Origin of the sequence: Candidatus Filomicrobium marinum, assembly GCF_000981545.1 — a bacterium.
Lineage (GTDB): Bacteria > Pseudomonadota > Alphaproteobacteria > Rhizobiales > Hyphomicrobiaceae > Filomicrobium > Filomicrobium insigne.
This window is the reverse complement of the sequence record NZ_LN829119.1, coordinates 626,374-643,598: the sequence shown is the minus strand read 5'-3', so window position 1 is coordinate 643,598 and position 17,225 is coordinate 626,374. Positions and strand designations below refer to the sequence as shown.

General features: G+C 57.0%; 19 protein-coding genes. 10 read left to right on the top strand and 9 right to left on the bottom strand.

Annotated features, from left to right (window positions below; translation table 11 throughout):
* The first annotated feature begins 252 nt into the window (after positions 1-252).
* The gene (locus YBN1229_RS03175; protein WP_052743656.1) at positions 253-813 is read left to right on the top strand and encodes an NUDIX hydrolase; all 561 of its coding nucleotides are present in this window, start codon (positions 253-255) and stop codon (positions 811-813) included.
* Positions 814-820: 7 nt separating this feature from the next.
* On the opposite strand, the gene YBN1229_RS03170 is transcribed toward YBN1229_RS03175, so the two are convergent.
* From YBN1229_RS03170 to YBN1229_RS03160, 3 genes are all read right to left on the bottom strand, one after another.
* Positions 821-3,835, bottom strand: coding sequence for a RelA/SpoT domain-containing protein (locus tag YBN1229_RS03170; RefSeq protein WP_046476597.1), 3,015 nt, complete (start codon positions 3,833-3,835; stop codon positions 821-823).
* A gap of 435 nt (positions 3,836-4,270) precedes the next feature.
* On the bottom strand, positions 4,271-4,528 hold the full coding sequence (locus tag YBN1229_RS03165; protein WP_046476595.1) for a type II toxin-antitoxin system RelE/ParE family toxin: 258 nt from the start codon (positions 4,526-4,528) through the stop codon (positions 4,271-4,273).
* A 52-nt stretch (positions 4,529-4,580) separates the two neighbouring features.
* On the bottom strand, positions 4,581-4,868 hold the full coding sequence (locus YBN1229_RS03160; protein WP_046476593.1) for a hypothetical protein: 288 nt from the start codon (positions 4,866-4,868) through the stop codon (positions 4,581-4,583).
* 247 nt (positions 4,869-5,115) lie between these two features.
* Here YBN1229_RS03160 and YBN1229_RS03155 point away from each other — a divergent pair, with 247 nt between their 5' ends.
* The 8 genes from YBN1229_RS03155 (at position 5,116) to YBN1229_RS03120 (ending at position 10,612) form a co-directional block, all read left to right on the top strand.
* Positions 5,116-6,360 carry a hypothetical protein gene (locus tag YBN1229_RS03155; RefSeq protein ID WP_052743655.1) on the top strand — a complete coding sequence of 415 codons (1,245 nt, stop codon included), beginning with the start codon at positions 5,116-5,118 and terminating at the stop codon, positions 6,358-6,360.
* A gap of 154 nt (positions 6,361-6,514) precedes the next feature.
* Entirely contained in the window at positions 6,515-6,976 is a 462-nt protein-coding gene (locus tag YBN1229_RS18845; RefSeq protein WP_046476591.1) for a hypothetical protein, read from the top strand.
* Between the two features lie 119 nt (positions 6,977-7,095).
* Positions 7,096-7,404, top strand: coding sequence for an HNH endonuclease (locus YBN1229_RS19325; protein WP_052743654.1), 309 nt, complete (start codon positions 7,096-7,098; stop codon positions 7,402-7,404).
* Positions 7,405-7,563: 159 nt separating this feature from the next.
* On the top strand, positions 7,564-8,082 hold the full coding sequence (locus YBN1229_RS03140) for a helix-turn-helix transcriptional regulator (protein ID WP_244466791.1): 519 nt from the start codon (positions 7,564-7,566) through the stop codon (positions 8,080-8,082).
* 114 nt (positions 8,083-8,196) lie between these two features.
* A complete protein-coding gene (locus YBN1229_RS03135) occupies positions 8,197-8,406 on the top strand; it encodes a hypothetical protein (protein ID WP_046476589.1) in 210 nt (69 codons plus the stop codon).
* A 59-nt stretch (positions 8,407-8,465) separates the two neighbouring features.
* Complete coding sequence (locus tag YBN1229_RS03130; RefSeq protein WP_046476586.1) at positions 8,466-8,888, top strand: hypothetical protein; 423 nt, start codon at positions 8,466-8,468, stop codon at positions 8,886-8,888.
* A 15-nt stretch (positions 8,889-8,903) separates the two neighbouring features.
* Complete coding sequence (locus YBN1229_RS18840) at positions 8,904-9,134, top strand: hypothetical protein (RefSeq protein ID WP_046476584.1); 231 nt, start codon at positions 8,904-8,906, stop codon at positions 9,132-9,134.
* A gap of 179 nt (positions 9,135-9,313) precedes the next feature.
* The gene (locus YBN1229_RS03120) at positions 9,314-10,612 is read left to right on the top strand and encodes a type IV secretory system conjugative DNA transfer family protein (protein ID WP_046476582.1); all 1,299 of its coding nucleotides are present in this window, start codon (positions 9,314-9,316) and stop codon (positions 10,610-10,612) included.
* 3 nt (positions 10,613-10,615) lie between these two features.
* Here YBN1229_RS03120 and YBN1229_RS03115 read toward each other — a convergent pair whose 3' ends face one another.
* The 6 genes from YBN1229_RS03115 to YBN1229_RS03090 form a co-directional block, all read right to left on the bottom strand.
* Positions 10,616-11,461, bottom strand: coding sequence for a hypothetical protein (locus tag YBN1229_RS03115; RefSeq protein WP_152024946.1), 846 nt, complete (start codon positions 11,459-11,461; stop codon positions 10,616-10,618).
* 101 nt (positions 11,462-11,562) lie between these two features.
* The gene (locus YBN1229_RS03110) at positions 11,563-11,769 is read right to left on the bottom strand and encodes a hypothetical protein (protein WP_046476578.1); all 207 of its coding nucleotides are present in this window, start codon (positions 11,767-11,769) and stop codon (positions 11,563-11,565) included.
* 55 nt (positions 11,770-11,824) lie between these two features.
* Complete coding sequence (locus YBN1229_RS03105; protein WP_046476575.1) at positions 11,825-12,103, bottom strand: type II toxin-antitoxin system RelE/ParE family toxin; 279 nt, start codon at positions 12,101-12,103, stop codon at positions 11,825-11,827.
* The gene (locus YBN1229_RS03100) at positions 12,100-12,342 is read right to left on the bottom strand and encodes a CopG family ribbon-helix-helix protein (protein WP_046476573.1); all 243 of its coding nucleotides are present in this window, start codon (positions 12,340-12,342) and stop codon (positions 12,100-12,102) included. The genes YBN1229_RS03105 and YBN1229_RS03100 overlap by 4 nt, the downstream gene beginning before the upstream one ends.
* 212 nt (positions 12,343-12,554) lie before the next feature.
* Positions 12,555-14,036, bottom strand: a complete 1,482-nt coding sequence (gene dnaB, locus YBN1229_RS03095; protein ID WP_046476571.1) for a replicative DNA helicase — start codon at positions 14,034-14,036, stop codon at positions 12,555-12,557.
* 140 nt (positions 14,037-14,176) lie between these two features.
* Entirely contained in the window at positions 14,177-15,160 is a 984-nt protein-coding gene (locus YBN1229_RS03090) for a hypothetical protein (protein ID WP_152024945.1), read from the bottom strand.
* Between the two features lie 116 nt (positions 15,161-15,276).
* On the opposite strand from YBN1229_RS03090, the gene YBN1229_RS03085 reads away from it, so the two are divergent.
* A complete protein-coding gene (locus YBN1229_RS03085) occupies positions 15,277-17,169 on the top strand; it encodes a sulfatase-like hydrolase/transferase (protein ID WP_244464996.1) in 1,893 nt (630 codons plus the stop codon).
* The last annotated feature ends 56 nt before the right edge of the window (positions 17,170-17,225 follow it).

The following is a 17,225-nucleotide window of genomic DNA, read 5'->3' as shown; positions in this document are numbered from 1 at the left end:
TATTACAGCTAACCGACACCTTCGTCAGGGTGTCATCGTCAAGCACGTCGCGGACGCGTGGTGGTCTGTTTCGCTCCACTGCATTGCCTCAAGCCAAGCGATCATGTTCACTTTTCGTTCTGTATCATCCGCTACTCCGTGTGGCAATATCCGGTTCACATCGGCACTTAGCGAACCACCAGCATCAGCATCCCGGAACGAGACACGCGCCCGGCACCACACGATCGTGGAAGAGGAACCCCGCAAAACGTCATGACGCCGCAAAAACGCATCTACACCAAGGATGACCTACTGGCCGACATGGCCGCGGTAGAACCGTTCGATGAAAAAGAGCGCGCAGATATCCGGGCCACCATTGAATTCCTGCGCCGCGACAGCAACCCGTTTGACCGCACAAACTTCGCCGGACACATTACCGGTTCGGGCTTCCTGCTTTCCCCCGACCGCCAAAGCGTGCTTCTCACCCACCACGCGGCCCTCGACAAATGGCTCCAGTTCGGCGGCCATGCCGATGGAGAAGCTGACATCCGAAACGTCGCCTTACGCGAGACTGAAGAGGAGTCCGGAAAAACCGATATCAAGCTCTTCACGCCCGGCATCTTCGACGTGGACGTACATGAGATTCCTGAGAACCCGAACAAAGGCGAACCGCGCCACCTGCATTACGACATTCGTTACTTGCTTCTGGCGCGAAGCCTGGACTTTAAAGTCAGCCACGAATCCAAGGCCCTGCAATGGGTGCCTCTGCGTGAGCTGTCTGCCATTTCGTTTTCCGGGTCATTGAACCGTATGGCAATCAAAACAACACCCTAAGCAAAAACTAAGCTTGGTCATCATCAATTGACTCACCCCAGTTCAGCCTCTCCAACGCGTAACGTTGCTCTGAACGGTTCTGTTCTGAGGCAATCATCCTATCAAGCGAGGCAATTTCCTGTCTGGCAAAGCTCACCACCGGCTCACGATGGTCCGCCAGCCATCCTTCAAAAACTTCCTTTTTGGCAATGTAGGCATCGACAAAGCCAAATTCACCGCTGACCGTGCCAGTCGCGTTAAGAACAAACCCCACCTTCTTCAGAAACTCTCTGTCGCTTGCTTCATGGGCGCCCACCATCTCGCGGCAAATCTCGAACACCTTCTCGGCGCCATCGTAACTCGAAAGTATTTCAAGAACGCTCCACGCATCCTGCTTCTCTTCGGCCGCCTTTTCCACCATGGCAACCGCCAGCTCATCGGGCAATTTTGGGAATACCGCATAGACAAAGGACCCGGCTTCATGGTCCATGAATTCAGCACTACGGAGCCAGCCTAAGACAGTTTCAAGAACGTTCAGTGGCGCCGCGCGCAACGGCTTCAATTGAGTCAAAGAACGAGGAATTGCATCGTAGTTCTTTTTTCGTGGTGACGATGCTGCGTACTTCAGCCTTTCCCCGAAGAAACCGAGAACACTAGGTAAGTCGACCTCTGCGAACGGCGTCAGCAGATAGTCAATATGGTGATCCGCCTTGGTGCGCGGAACCAAGGACCCAAGCACGGCTACACGTTCGTCTTGCGTCAAATCCTTGGCGAGGCTTGAGAGCCCCTTTTCCATGTGCCACGTCTCATCAACCCAGTCTGTCCTCCCCTGGCTTTCAAGCCAAGCGACGACTTCCAAGAGCAGAGCCTTGCCAGAGTTGTCTGGTTCTCCATAAGTGTCTACCAATGTCGTAACGAGTTCGATAGCTACGGAACAGTCTTCTTTTTCGACGGCCCTCATAAACACGTCCGACAATACAGTGACATCCGCTTTCTTACTGGCCCGATAATGGCGCGTAAGCGAACAAAGATACTTTCCTTCCTTAGCCCATCGCTCCAAAATTGGTCTCAATTCAGCTTCCCTACTCGACCTCGCCAAGCGCGAGAGGATCAACGGAAGGAAACGCGCCACATTCTCAGGAAGGCTATCAAGTCGTGGAAATACAAGATCGGGCTTTTCCTCACACAGTCGGCCAAGAAGTTCCTGCAGTCCGCCATAGGCTGCGAGATCCATTGATTCAAAAGCAGCGGACCTCTCCATCCTCCCCCACCATTGATCGGCCGAGGCTGAAGTAAACTCAGCAAGGTATAATTCAATGCGTTGAGATCGCCACGCTTCATCCCTACGGAAGTCGAAACTGGGAGAGTCCCAAGCAGGGGGATAGACAGATTCCAGGCTGGCGAGGGTCTTGAAAATCTCAAACTCAGTGTCGTCCGCCAATGCATCACGCATCTGCAGCGTAGCGTAACGCAGCCTTTCCTGAAGATCATGAAGCGTACGATCATCATCTCCGTCAAATGTGGCAATGCACAAGATCCGGTACATGTTCCACGCATCGTACTCGATGGCTTTTTTGATTTCGAAGGATACCTCTGACAGCACGTCACACATGAACGCAGCTACCTTGAGGCTATCCCGGAGGATCACCTCCACAAGCTCATTGGTTTTTCCCCCCTGCATCGGCATCCGGGATGCCTCAGACAAATGCTGAAGGATCACGAGGCGCTCAATATCCGAACTCGACTCCTTGTAGAGAACGTGGAGCATGTCGATCACCTTGCTCCGGGCGACTTCAATCTCCTTTGTCGCCGGCATAGTTCCCCGTTCAAACGTCACCGTTCTGTAGGATCCGGATGAGCCGCTTACGTCGGGCTTTAGCACTTCTTCGCAAATCTTGAGAACCAGGTCCCGTACGTTTGACCTTTTATCCGCTCCGAGTTGTTCTAGCTTCCTGGCGAGGCGCAGCTGAACTTCCCCACCCACCATCCGGACCACCCTGATGGGAACGGTAGCAAGTCGTTCGGCCGACTGCAGAATGCGTTCCCTTTCTTCCTTACCGGTTGCTTGCTCCATTAGCCGAACCAGCAGGTCAAACGTCGCCTCAGGATCGACGAAAAGAAACTCCCCCAGAAGATCGAGCGCGCAGCTAGTCACGTCCTGGCCCGTCCAGCCATCCGCCTCGATCGCGCCCATTTGAATTTTAGCCGCCGGTGTGCCGCGGCTCCGATTGATGGCCTCTTCCACTGTCATCAGCAATTCTGGAACGAGCGGCCGTGGATCATCGTGATTCGGCAGGTAATGCTCCTGAATAACAGTCAGTACGCCCCACCGTTCGTTGTTATCGCCAGCATCCTTAAGCGCCCGAAGTGGCCCCTTTTCAAAGATCGGCTTGCCCTTCAACAAACTCTCAAAATCTTGCTTGGCTTTATCAATCTCGTATCCCGCCGGCACGAGGTACTTCAGCATGATGTCCCGGAAACGCTTTTCTATCTGCCCAAGAGCCTTCCTAGCGAGCTCCTTTCCAATGGGTTGCTTGTAGACAATGTCATGCGACGTCTCTGCCCAAGCATGATTGAGGATGGTTTGCAGCTGAACCTCGCACCGAAGGCCCGCGAACCTGCCATACTCCGGGAGCGACGTGCGATTCTCCTTCAGTTTAACAACCAAATTGTACCCACGGAATTGCGGGTCGCTTCCATCCTTTGCTACGGGATGATGGATTCTGCTGCTGTCGAAATCGATATCGAAGTTTTCTCGCAATATGTCGCTCTGTAGGAACTCGTTCAGGTCACCATTCGTGTAGAAGATCAACCGACACCCAGCGAGATCCTTTCGAACTTCTTCAATGTTGGGCGCCGAAGCCTGATCTTTCTCCTGCAAACGCGCACGCAGCCTATCGGCGTTCTTGGCCCGATATTGACTTTGCGGTCTACTGGCCTGCAACCCAGCGGCACCCACAGCTTGCTCCAAAATTTCGGTTACGGTCTTTGCAAGATCTTCGTACAGCGCTTGGCCACTCGCAGCATATTCGTTGATGTCCATGATCCACCCCAATTCATTTCACGGAATATCCCACAGCCTGAACCATGCCGGCAACGAGATGGTGACGAGAGCCAGGTACCAACTCCAGTCTGCATTCCCATTTCCATCTTGAAAGCTAACTTCGTAGGAAATCGGTTCGCTAAGGCAACTCACTCCTATGCACAATGCGCACTGGTACGATCTTTTTAATCAGGCGGACGAAAAGAATTTCAGAAGTGACGGAAGGGCAACAGAACCCAACATTGGTGTTGAGGAGAAGCCCGGAAACTAATTAAATGGCAGGAGTGAACTTAATTACTGATTTCGACAACAACGAAACAGCAGGCTCGGTTATTCTTTCAACGATTTAACATAACTAACATTATGGGAAAACATCAATTAGTTCATTGCGTTATAATCTTTGTGTCGTCTTTCTTTAACTCGTAGAACTCCATCCTATATTTCCGGAATGTAACCCATCACGTTTCGGCCGAGGTAGCCAATCCGAAGAACACTGACACGTTCATCCGTGAGGCGAAAGACCACCGTGGCGGTGTCAAGACCCGGAACGCTACAGATCCGCAAGCCCGATCGACGTTCGTCGTGCACACGGCCAATGTATGGAAACTCCGGCAAGCTGCGAATAAAGGCTAGAATGCGCGCGGTGACTTTGTCGGCCCGATCCTCGCCATCGTTGCGGTAGACAGCAGCCACGCATCCACGAGATCCTGCTTTCCGACCGGATGCAGCGCAAGTTCACGCCGCATCACCGCACCCTGCCTCCCTTCTTCTTCAAGCGCTCGATATCGGCGCGTACCTCGCTGAAGAAGGTGTCGAAGTCGAGCATCCTCTCAGGATGCTGTTCGGCTTCATCGCAGCGCCGCAGTGTTTCCTCCCACCAGGCTTCACTCTCCGCAACACGCGCAAGCAGTACGTCAGCGGCGGCATCGAATGCTGAACTGATACTGGGGGAAGCCCCGCTTTCGACCAAGCTACGGATACGCCCCGCACGCTGCTTATCAACGCTGATGCTAATTCGTTCGGTATTTGCCATGCCGTTACACTTCAATTATGCACATCTTAATACATATGAATAATGTCGGTAAAGAAATTCACGCCCGCCTGACAGCCTGAAGAAACGAACCTGAATAACTGTCAGTTATTGCGCGACTATTGTAAAAACTAACTAACTCTCGCCAAAATCATCCCCTCCCCACGTTTTACGCTTTCGCACTTAGCCCCTAGCAATTAAAGATACATTTTCGTTGCCATAGCCATATTTATCCAATATCAAACGTTCCGTGAAACTGACCAATTTGAAAATTGCCGCCGCTCCGAACCCCGATTGGGTCCGCGCGAGCGTAGATATTTCATTCGATTCTATTTCTGAAAAAAGGAACTATTGGTTCGAAGTCGAAAAGCCTTTTGCCTCCTACCTTGAAGCAAACTGGGATGCATGGCTTTGCTTTGCCGCGCCATACGCACTTCTGCTTGGCGAAGACATTGAAATAGACGGCCCCGTCGACCGGCTGCTTTTCAACAACGTCTCAGCGCTTATCCGCCAGTGGAAGCAATTCCATCCCCAATACCATTCACCCAAGCTCAACACCGCAGGTTTCTCCTCCCCGTCGTCCCCCAAGCACCAAGAAGTTGGCGCCTTCTTCTCCGGCGGAGTCGATAGCCTTTTCACCTTGCTGCGCAACAGCGACGTCCCCAATTCCGGTCTCGACGGGCACTATACGATCGACAAGCTGCTTCTGGTCTGGGGCTTCGATATCCCCCTCGATAATGCCGCCCTCTTCGACACCACCCGGACGTACCTTCAGGATGCGGCCGAGAAGCTTGGCAAAACACTGATCGTCATCCGCACCAATCTCCTCGAGTGGCACGACACCTATGAAAACAGCTGGGAGAAAGTCGTCCATGGCTCCGCTCTCGCCGCCGTGGCCCACCTCCTCGGAAAGAAGCTTCACACCGTGCTCATCGCCTCCACCTTCACCTATGGCCAGCTCATCCCCTTCGGCTCGCACCCCCTCACCGATCCCCTGCACACATCCGCACGCACACGAATCGTCCACGATGGCGCACAGTTCAACCGCATCCAGAAAACCCTTCACATCGCCACAAGCCCGATGGCCCTCCAGCTCTTGCGGGTCTGCACGAAAACCCTTCACGCCGACCAGCTGAACTGCTCAAGGTGCCAGAAGTGCCTGCGCACGATGCTGACCCTCGACCTCGCCGGCCAAACCCGGAACGCCCACACCTTTAGGTGGGATGGCTACTCCCCCAACCTGTTCCGCAACATCTTCCTGAAGACCTACTCCTCGAAGCTTTTCGCCGAAGAAATCCGCGCCTACGCAACGGCACTCAACCGCCAAGACGTCGTCGCGGCCGTAAGTACCGCCCTTTTGCGTGCCAAGCTGCAGAGCCCGCTTGGGATTCTGGAAACCTTTATCCGAAACCGTTTTCCGAAACTGCTGCGATACAAATCGCACCTGTTGCCGATTAAGAAGCGGATTTATGCCCTTTGCGGATTTTCCGGCTGATTGTCCCGCATTCCGCTCATCCAAACCCCGTCAGGAGTTTTCCTAACCCGCCTAAGATCCGGTCCCATATGCTTTCAAAAGAAAGCAACCCGGACTGCCCTACAAATGGCCGCTCCTCCGTGAAGACCAAGATGCCGCTTCGCTAGAGGCCCGCTTGGCCTTTCACCTCCACCGGCTGCGCCTGACAGGCAAACCCCTCCATCATGCCCTCAACGGGAAAGTTCACACCTCCACGGCACTTGCGCAGGCCAGACAACCGCTTTCCGAACCGGCCGTGATCGCTCTGGCCGAGCTTCTCGCCATCGATGCACAGGAGCTTCTGCGCGCACTCACAGAACCCGAAACCCGGGAATGGGCCTTTTACCGGATCAGCGCACAGAACCGGCAGCACGTTTGGAACGCCGCAAAATCACACTGGGAGAAATCCGGCCTTTCCGCGAAACAAGCCGCCCGCGCCATCGGCATACCCCGTCCTCGGCTTGTCAATTCCTTGTACGGTACACGGCCACTAATCTTCGACTGGCACCACGCCACCCTCTTGCTCCACGCGCTGCACCGTGACGCTCCGCCTGAGATTCTTCTTCCCCAAGATCCTAATTCTCGTGACCAACATTAGGGGTGTACCCCTATCTAACGCGCCTGAACTTTGACTCAATTCAGCCGCCATTCCGCCCCGACGGAAAGGAGGATTATCCGCGCACGCAGGGATAACCATTTGCGACGGATAGCCTCCACATGAAAATCGAAACTCTTATGACACGCTTCAACGGACGCTGCCTTTACTGCGGAGTCGACGTCGACCCCCACGGCGAACCCAACGCCCCCAACACCGCCACACGCGACCACTTCATACCGTTATCAAAAGGCGGGGCACGAGGCGCAACAAATACAGTCCTCGCCTGCAATGAATGCAATCGCGCAAAAGGCGACATGGACCCACGGAAGATCCTCTTCGTGTGGCTTCGCCTCGACGCACGCGGTCTCTTGGAAATCATGGAACAGTGCACCGCGCAGGCATCACCAAGGCGCAGGATGCTCAACTAATCCGCTCCAGCTCTTCTCCACATCACACCGGCTGAAAAAATGTCAATTCGTGCGGTAATGCCTTCAAACCTGCCAACCTACCTTGCGCTCCGTACCCGTGCACAAATAGATGCGCGCACAAACGGTTTGACGTCTTCAGATCAGGCACCGTCATCGCCAATGGCACAAAAGCGCACCTATCGCCTGCCCGCGCAGGATGATACCCCATACCCGGCAATGACTCCGCCGCAACCGCTCGGCATTCCTTTCCTTGACCGCGTTTACGACCTCACCCAACGCTGGATTCAGGAGGAGTGGCTTGTCATCACGTCGCTCAAACGCGATGCGGCCCGCAACGGCAAGAAGCCGATCTATCTCGCGGCCATCGAGGAAAGCCGTCTTACCCCAGACAATCTCGCCAAGCGCCTCGACAACATCAGCCAAGCCACGCTTCGCCGGGAACTCAAAAAACTCAATGCGCCCTCGCCAGGCCAGATCATCCGCAAAACGCGCATAGCCTACGCCAAGCACCTCCTGACGCACACGCGGATGATGGTCCGGGACATCGCCCAACGCGCCGGTTACGAGAACGAGCGCCACTTCGGTGAAGTCTTCGCCGCCGAGGAAAACTGCTCCCCCACCGAGTACCGTCGCAAACACGTCGCGGGCGTCAATCACCAACCCCCGTCAGACCCGTGACCGTTACCGCAACCCTGCGGAAAAAGCACCAAATAGGGCGGTTATTCCGTCAACCAGTTTCAGCACCGACGTTTCCTGACCAATATCCAAAAATCAATATTTGAGGGGATCAACATGGCCGGTATCGGAAAGATTTTGTCGGGCACCTTTGTGTTCATGATTGCCGTCGTCCTGAGCTTCACGATCATCGGCATCATATTCGCCTTGCCGATGTTCACGGCAGCTTTCGCCCTTTGGACTGCAGGTTTTGCCGAGCTTGGATTCAAGAGCGCAAAAGTCGTGGCCCGTGCCGTCGACAAAGGTCCGGGGCAAAACACACGTTGAATTCCCTTCTCCCACAATCAGGTCATTTCGCGTTCTGCAACCGGATCGAGGCCCGCACCATGTTCCGCATCGCCGCCGCACCGCTCCTGCTGTGCGCTCTCTTCGCCCCGGCCAACGCATCAACCTACACCTGCGGCTACCTTGAGCATTGGCTCAATGCCGCAACCAGTGGCCGATACCTGCCCGACGCCGTCGAATCCGGACCAGGAGGGACCGCCTTCACAATTGATTTCGAAACCGCAACCCTCACGGACCGAAGCGGTCGTCCGGAAAAGGGCGTTGCACTCCCCTTCTCCATCCAAGCCAACAACCTGTCCATCTACGTCGCGGCCGATGGCGAATTCGCGCTGTATTCCGTGTTTCCCAACGATCCCGATCCATTGGGCAACGTCTTCGGCACCGTGTTGCGGATCGTCGATCGGGCACACCTGCCGAAAGGCGGCCTCATGAGCCGCATCACGTGCAAACCATCACCGGTATGAATCAGGAAACCTCTCATGTTCAAACAGCTCGACACCCCCATCCTCCTCGTCATTCTCGGAGGCGCGCTAGGGGCTTGGACCGTAATCAATATCCAATATCTAACCTTCCTCGGTCAGCCCTGCTTCTATTCCAGCCATCTGAACGGTTGTCTCAATCCGGGCATCTACTATGGCCTCCTGGGCCTATCCGGAATCCTCGTCGCGATTGGGGTAGCCCTCATCGCACGTTCCCCCAAGGACTCCTGAACCTTCCGGCTGGAAATCCATCAGCACATCCCCAAACGCGATTCCCCGAGGTCGTTCATGCTTGCACGCCTTACCAAGCCGCTGATCCCAGCCGCAATCATCACCACTTTTCTAGTCAGCCGAGGTTTTCTGAAAGCTCTAGCCACCTGAAATTATTTCGTACATCTCCGGGTGCATTAATGAACGTCGGAAATACTCCAACAACATCGCTTTTAAATGGCTTACTCCTCGGCCGCACGGCTGCCTCTGCGAAAACCGGCCCCGGAGAAGCCATTTGGGACACCGGACATGAGGGGCACCTGATCACGGTCGCCCCCACCGGGTCCGGAAAAGGCGTCAGCTGCATCATACCGGCATTGTTGACTTGGCAGGGACCCGCCGTGGTCATAGACCCCCGGGGCGAAAACGTAGCGGTGACCGCAAGACATCGTCGCGCAATGGGCCATCAGGTTCTTGTGCTAGATCCCTACGGCGTCACCGACGAACCGCAAAGCGCCTCGCTCAACCCGATGGATCTCCTCGATCCCAACAGCGACGACTTCGAAGACGATTGCGCGCTCATCGCCCATCTGCTCGTGCAGGACAAGCTAAGCACCATCGACCCCTTCTGGGACGAACGCGCTGCCGCCCTTATCATCACCATCATAAAGGCCCTCTATACTCTTTATCCGTACAAGACATTCGCCCTGCAGGATATCAAGAGCCTGCTCGTCAACCCCCACGCCATTCCCTCCTACCGCGACCCCACTGACGACGCGAAAACTTTTGATCACAAATTCCAAATGTTTGCCGCGCTCTTCTCGGAAACCGAATTCTCATCCGGCAGGACCCGCTCAAGCATCTTCTCGTCAGCGTCCTCCCATCTCGGCTTCCTCCGTTCCACAGCGGTTGCCAAGGCTACATCCAACAGCACCATAATGCTCGACGACGTCAGGGCGGGCGCAATGCAGACCATTTATATCGTCCTGCCCCCCGACAAGTTGGTTCCAATGGCAAAACTACTTCGTCTCTGGATCGGTACTATTTTAGCCGCCATCTCCAGACGCCGCCGCCTTCCACCACAGCCGACCCTCTTCATCATCGACGAAGCAGCACAACTCGGCGAATTGGATTCCCTGCGCGCCGGGCTTACCCTCATGAGAGGTTACGGCATGCGCCTATGGACCTTCTGGCAAGACCTGTCCCAGCTTAAAAACCTTTACCCTCGCGATTGGGAAAGCATCCTGAACAACTGCTCCACGCAACAGTTCTTCGGTGCAAAAACGCCGTACGCGCAGCGCGCCTTGAAGAACTACCTGTGCGGAACCGTATCCACCGACGACCTCGATACCGACGCGATGGTTTTATGCCGGGAGGGGAAAGTGAGCATGGTCGCCCGCGCCGATTACAGGACCGACCCGATGCTGACTCCGCTGGCCGCGCCAAACCCCTTCTACGGACCCGTAGACCTGCCGACCTTTGCGAAGGTCTCGACCTGACGGCTACGTCACTTCAAGACTCGGCTCATCCTTCAGCAACTTCTGCACATTGCCATCGGACATCGCGAACAGGCGCCCCAGCCCCCTGTCGTAACCTTGGCGCGCCAGCAAAATGCGCTGCCTGAGGCGGGCTTCGCCGTAACACAGCCCTGCCGGCGCCGCCAAAAGGATCTCCGCTATCGGTCTTCGGTCTCCCAACGCCCTCGCAGCTTCCTCGATAAGCCTCAGGCGGGCCTCCAGGCTTTCCGGCTTCCGGGTTATCAACAGCGGCGCTTTCACCACCAGACTGCACATGACCTCCTTGCCGACACCTAACTGGCGCGCGCTGTCCGCCACTTTTTTCGCAAGGCTCCCTGGCGGGATCGACAACAGTTGCGGACATTTCAGCGCCACCGCAGCAAAGACATAATACGGCACGCCGAGGGTCTTCGAACTCTCGACCACCCTCCCAACCAGCACGTCCGCAGGCACCGTAAAAAGAAATGGCCTTGATACAAATGCCTTGATGATCAACTTGCGGGGGATCTTCAGGCGTTCCTCGAGCGCTTCGACGTTGGTTCTCATCGCTTCCGCATCCAGAAGCATGAACTCGGTGCAACTCCTGCAAAGCTGCGCATATCGTTCCACCGACACGTCAAGGCAAAGCGCCCCGGCTGCAACGTTCTCCTCCAACCACGCGGGCGTCGTCTTGAGCAGCACCGGCCTTCGTTTCGCAAGATCGACCGCTTTCCGCTCCGTCAGCCCACATATCCTTGCACAGCCCCGCAAATTCCTGCGCATGTCTTCGAACGACAAACGGGAAAGCTCCGGAAGGCGGTCAACCGCCGCCGCCAGTTGCTTGTCGCTCATCAGGTTCGATTCTTCTGGGATCACGTGCGGGAGTTTCTTTGGCCCACAGGATCGCATCTCTCCCCGGGGTCTTCCACTCCGCTGCCCGCTCCCTGCGCAGCCTAATGCTCACCGAGATACAGCTTCCCCGTCAGACCGCGCCCACGCATATCCAGCTGGACTTTCCTCAGTTCCTCGACGGCAAGGAGAGCATCACGGATCTCGGCTTCCGTCCGAATCCGCTGTTTCGGTTCCTCGGCCAGAATGCCTAGGCCCACGCTCACCCTCCGGATGAGGCCACCGATAACAGAGAGGCTTTCAGACTTCATACCTCATGCTCCCCAACATTCAGCCTACTGTCATTTTCAGTGAGCCCATTGTGAATTATTCGGGCCATTGCCGTGATGTGTGACGCACTGTCAGCACTTGAACGTCGTCACCCTTGATGCGGTAGACCACCATGTAGGGATAATCCACAACCGCCACTTCGCGCGTATCCTTCACGCGGCCCGCCCGGCCTGCTTGCGGGAACTGGGGGAGATGGTCAATGGACGCGATGATGCGCAGCTCCACTGCATTGGCCGCAGCCGGGTTTTCCCGTGCGATTTCGTTGGAAATGGTCTCCAGGTCGCTGACCGCGCGTTGCAGCCAGACCAGCCTCATCTGCCCCGCGCTTCCTTACGAGCCTTAGACGCGGCCACCACGTCAGCATGCGCCATGAAGGGTCCACCCGCCTCGGCCTCCGCCACAGCTTTTTCCACGGTACGGCAGAAGTGTTCCTGGTAAGACAGGAACTGATCCAGCGCTTCCATCGCCACCCAAGAACGCGAACGTTCCAATGACTTTGCAGTCCTATCCAAGCGAGCCATTGTCTCGTCATCTATGCGCAAAGAAATATTCATATTCATTTCCTCCTCTATTTATTATAGTGCACATATCGACATTACACAATATTACAATTGCCATTTATCCTTCCACGAGAAACAATTGATTTTCGAGTCCATATTCATTCAACAAATGCACTCATTTCAAACGGGAACATTTAAATTCGGTTTTCGCGCCAAAACATGAAAACACGCAAATCGTTCCCCCAAAACCTAAATGCCTAAATTTGTCAACGCGAGCCGCGCGACGCGTAATCGCGGAACGTGGTCGTTCCGCCATCAAACAGAAGCTTGATAGTGCCAATCGGCCCTTTGCGGTTTTTGCTCACCAGCAATTCGGTGACACCACGCACGGCATCCAGCCGATCCTGCGCTTCCGCCAATTTCCTGCAATCCATCTCGCTTCCGGTATCATCACCGGCACCCACCACCCGGCTCAAATAATAATCCTCGCGGAACAAGAAACATACGACATCCGCATCCTGTTCTATGCTCCCGCTCTCGCGCAGGTCCGAAAGCTGCGGGCGCTTGTTGTCCCGGCTGTCCACCTGCCGTGACAATTGGCTCGCCGCGATGACCGGCACGTCGAGCTCCCGCGCCACATGCTTCAAACCTTGGCTTATGAGGCTTATCTCCTGCACGCGATTGTAGTCACCCCGAATAGGCGCCGTGAGCAGTTGCAGGTAGTCGACGATAATCAGCCCAATCCCATGCTTACGCTTGAGCTGACGCGCCCTCGCACGAAGCGAGGTAATCGACAAGCCCGGCGTATCATCAATATAAAGCGGCAAGGATTGCAGCTTGTCGGCCGATCCCACCATGTCGTCGAAATCAGCATCGCTGAACTGCCCGCTCGAGATCCGCTGCGACGCCACTCCCGCCTCGGCCGCCAGCATCCTCTGCGTCAGCTGTTCGGCCGACATCTCCAAGCTGAACACCGCCACCGGCGCCCCATGCGCTTCGTTCCGTAATTGCTTGCCCGCCACCCAATGCGCGATGTTGAGCAGCAAGCTGGTCTTCCCCATGCTCGGCCGCGCCCCAAGAATTATCAGGTCGCTCCGCTGGAACCCGCTCAGCAGCCGGTCAAGGTCGGCAAACCCGCTCGCAATCCCGGTGATGCCCGCACCACTCGCCTTCGCCGCTTCCGCCTGCTTGATGACCTCGATCAGGTTCTCACGCATCCCGCGCGCGCCGGTCTTGTACCCACCTGCCTCGGAAAGCCTGAACAGTTCGCTGCCCGCGCTTTCCACGACGCCATCCACGTCCTCCGGCCGCGCCGCATCGCGCGCCTTGGCGTGCAGGTTCTCCGCAAGGCCCATCAGTTGCCGTTGCTTGAAGGCCGTCAGGATGACGTCGGCCAGACTTCGTGCATCACCCGCAAACGCCGCATTCTCAAACATGCTGGTGAGATGCGGAAACAGCTTCTCATCCGCATCGAAGCTTGTTCCCCGAAGCCGCTCCCGAATGGTGATCGGGTTCGCCTCCCCTCCCCGGCCGTTGATGATGGCCTCGACCGCACCGAACACCGCGCCATGCAGCGGAACGTAGAAATGGTCCGCCTCCAACCGCCCGTACAGATCATCGTAAAGTCGGTTGTTGACCATGATTGCGCCAAGCAACGCTTGCTCGGCCTGGACACTGTGCGGAATACCGGCAGCCTTGAACGGGGCATTACCCCTCAGCGGCACAAAACGCGCGACCCCCTCTCCCATTTCCGCATCATGGCTTCAACAGGACGCATGCGCCACCACCAGCAATCAAACGATATTCAAACAGCCCCGCACGCATGCATTCCGGTGGCTAGAAAAGCGTCAAAGCTCCCTGCTAGAGTCGGAGCATGGTGAGCACCAGCCTAGGTTCGCACGCGAACTGTCTCGCTGCAGTCGCCTATGACCCTTGCAAAATGCGAAAGCAACAGATAGCTGAGCGCGAAGAACTCGTGGAAATCCTCCACGAGCGGCGGCATCAAGATGACGCCACCGGACCGCGGTCGCTTGAGCAGCCCTCGCTCCTCCGCGTCCTTCAACAGCTTGATAACATGCGCGCGCGAGGCGCTGATACTGCGGGCGAGCCCTGAGATCGAAGTCTGGATCGGCGCCTGTCGGCGCAATTCTTCCTCCTCAGCGATTGCCAGTAGAGAGAACACGACGAACATCCCGCCGTTGCGCTCGCTGAACAGTCCAGTGGAAGGTATGTGGTCGGTAATTCGGAAGCCGGCGCAATGGTGTGCGCTGATAAGGCGGACGAGCCTCGGCATGAAGTCCGGCCGATCGAGCATTTCAAGCGCGTGAGTAGCCTCCAAAAGAAGTGGCGCCGCGGCCGAGAAATGGCAATGCCAGCGCGCTCGCTGGTGCGCGATCAGCTTCGCAGTGGGCACCAGTTCCCGCCGGCGCCGATCGGCCGGCGCCGCACCCGGCGCGGTTCTGACATATCCTCGGAGCTTCATGAGTGCGAGCAGTGCACCGGCTCGCGTCGCGCTGCAGACACCTTGCTTTACGCACCTTTCCTTTAGACGTCCGGGTGTAAGCCCGATGCCATCGTCAGGCCGTCGAAAATGAAGATCGAGCACAAACAGCGTGACGAAGAAGCGTCCACGATCGTTGATGATGGCGTTGAGCACACGATTGCCATGGTGAATCGCGACGAGCGCTGCGGAGGTTTTGCGAACCGCGGCTGCAAACCCGGGAGCCGCTTTCAATGCCGCGCGCCGCGCGGGCGATGCTGGACCGCCATCACAAACAAGCGCATCCACATCCGCCGATGTGAGCGGCAGCGCCCAAGGCGACGAAGCGCGACAGTCTCCGATATGCAGTTGCTTTTCTACAGTTGATCTCACGCTTTGCCCTCTGTTAACCAGCAGTCCAAGAGGATTTTGGGAGTGACGATGGCCGCCTTGGCGCACGCGCCCGGTGCATGCCGCGTGTCATTGTCGACCACGTGGGGGGAAATGCAATGACCGATCATCAGGATGTCAATAGACGTACAGCATTGAAGCTCGGCTTGGCGGGGGCGGCCGCCGGAATCGCGGGCCGCGATGCACATGCGGGCAGCGAAGCGTCCGCAAAGACAGAAACGGCGGAAATTACACGCCGGCCCAACATTTTGTTCCTGCTTGTCGATGAGCAGCGTTATCCGACTGTCTACGAGAGCGACGCGCTCAAGACATTCCGGGACACGCACCTGCCGGTGCAGCAGAGCCTTGCGAAGCGCGGGCTCACCTTTGAACGGCACTACATCGCCTCTGTCGCCTGCGTGCCGAGCCGGACGTCGCTTTACACGGGGCATTATCCCTCGCTGCATGGCGTCGCCAATACGGACGGTGCGGCAAAGGCTGCCACCGATCCCGAGATGCACTGGCTGCAGCCGGGCACGGTGCCGACGCTTGGCAATTATCTGCGGGCAGCCGGGTATCGCACATACTGGAAGGGCAAGTGGCACATCTCGGAGTCGGACCTCAGGGTGCCGGGCACCGAGCAGGTGGTCACCAGCTACGACGAGAAGGGGTTCCGTGATCCGGCGAAGGAGGACATCTACCTCCAAGCGGATGTGCTGGAGCCTTACGGGTTTTCCGGCTGGGTGGGGCCGGAGCCGCATGGGTCCGATCCGTTGCGGTCGGGGTCGTGCGCGGCGCAGGGTCAGCAGGGGCGCGATCCGGCGATCTCCGAGCAGGTGGTGCGGCTCCTGGGCGAGCTGTCGAAGTCGGATGACGACACGCCGTGGTTCGTCATGGCCTCCTTCACCAACCCGCATGACATCGCGCTGTGGGGCTTTTTCACGAACCTCGCGACGCGCGCGCAGGGGGCATACGATTTCAGCGTTCCGGACACCGTGCCCGAGGATGTCTTCGACAAGGACCTATTCGAGAAGACGCGACGTGAGCACCTCAAGTCCAAACCGTCCTGCCAGCAGTCATACAAGGAAGCTTATTCCCAGTTCATGCAGCCGGCGTTCGCCAGCCAGGAGTACTACCGGCTCTATTACCGGCTGCATGCGGACGTCGATAAGCATCTCGGCGAGGTCATGGCCGCGCTGGAGACGTCACGGTTCTTCGAGGACACGATTGTCATTTTCACCTCGGACCATGGCGACCTGCTAGGATCGCATGGCGGCATGCACCAGAAATGGTACATGGCCTATGAGGAAGCACTGAGGGTGCCCCTGGTCATCGCGCAGCCGGGGAATGCCAAGGCGCAGTCGGTTACCATGCCGACGAGCCACATCGACATCGCTCCGACGATTCTCGGGCTCGCGGGTGTCGATGCGGAGGCGGTGCGCAAGGAGATCGCCGGCGGGTTCACCGACCCGCTGCCGCTGGTGGGGCGCGATCTGTCGCCTCTGATCCGGGGTGAGGCGGCGGATGGTTTGAGCGGTCCGGTCTTCTTTATGACGGACGATGATCCGAGCCGCGGGCTCGACCAGAAGAACTTCATCGGGCTTTCATATGATTCCGTCGCGCAGCCCAATCACGTCGAGACGGTAATTACCGAAATCGACGGTGAGGTCTGGAAGTACTCGCGCTATTTCGACCACCCGCGCTACTGGAGCAATCCCGGTACGCCCGGCGAGGATGGCGTGCGCGACGTGGTTCTTACGCTGCACGGGCGCGAGAAGACGGATGATGGTACCCGGCGGCGGCTTTATGAGCAGCGCGTCAAAACAGAACCCGCGCCCAGCGAATATGAGCTGTACAATGTAACGGGCGATCCAATGGAGCTTGAGAACCTAGCCGGGAAGCCCGAGTGGCAAGAGCGCGAGACTCACCTGCGGCAGCTGCTGGTCGAGCAGCGAGAAAATAAACGATTGACGCCTCAGAGCGGTCCGGTGCCGGGCGAAGGTGCGGTCTGAAGTTACAGTTGAGCTGATCAAGTCAGCCTTGAACTTGTAAAGCAGGCGCTTGCCTG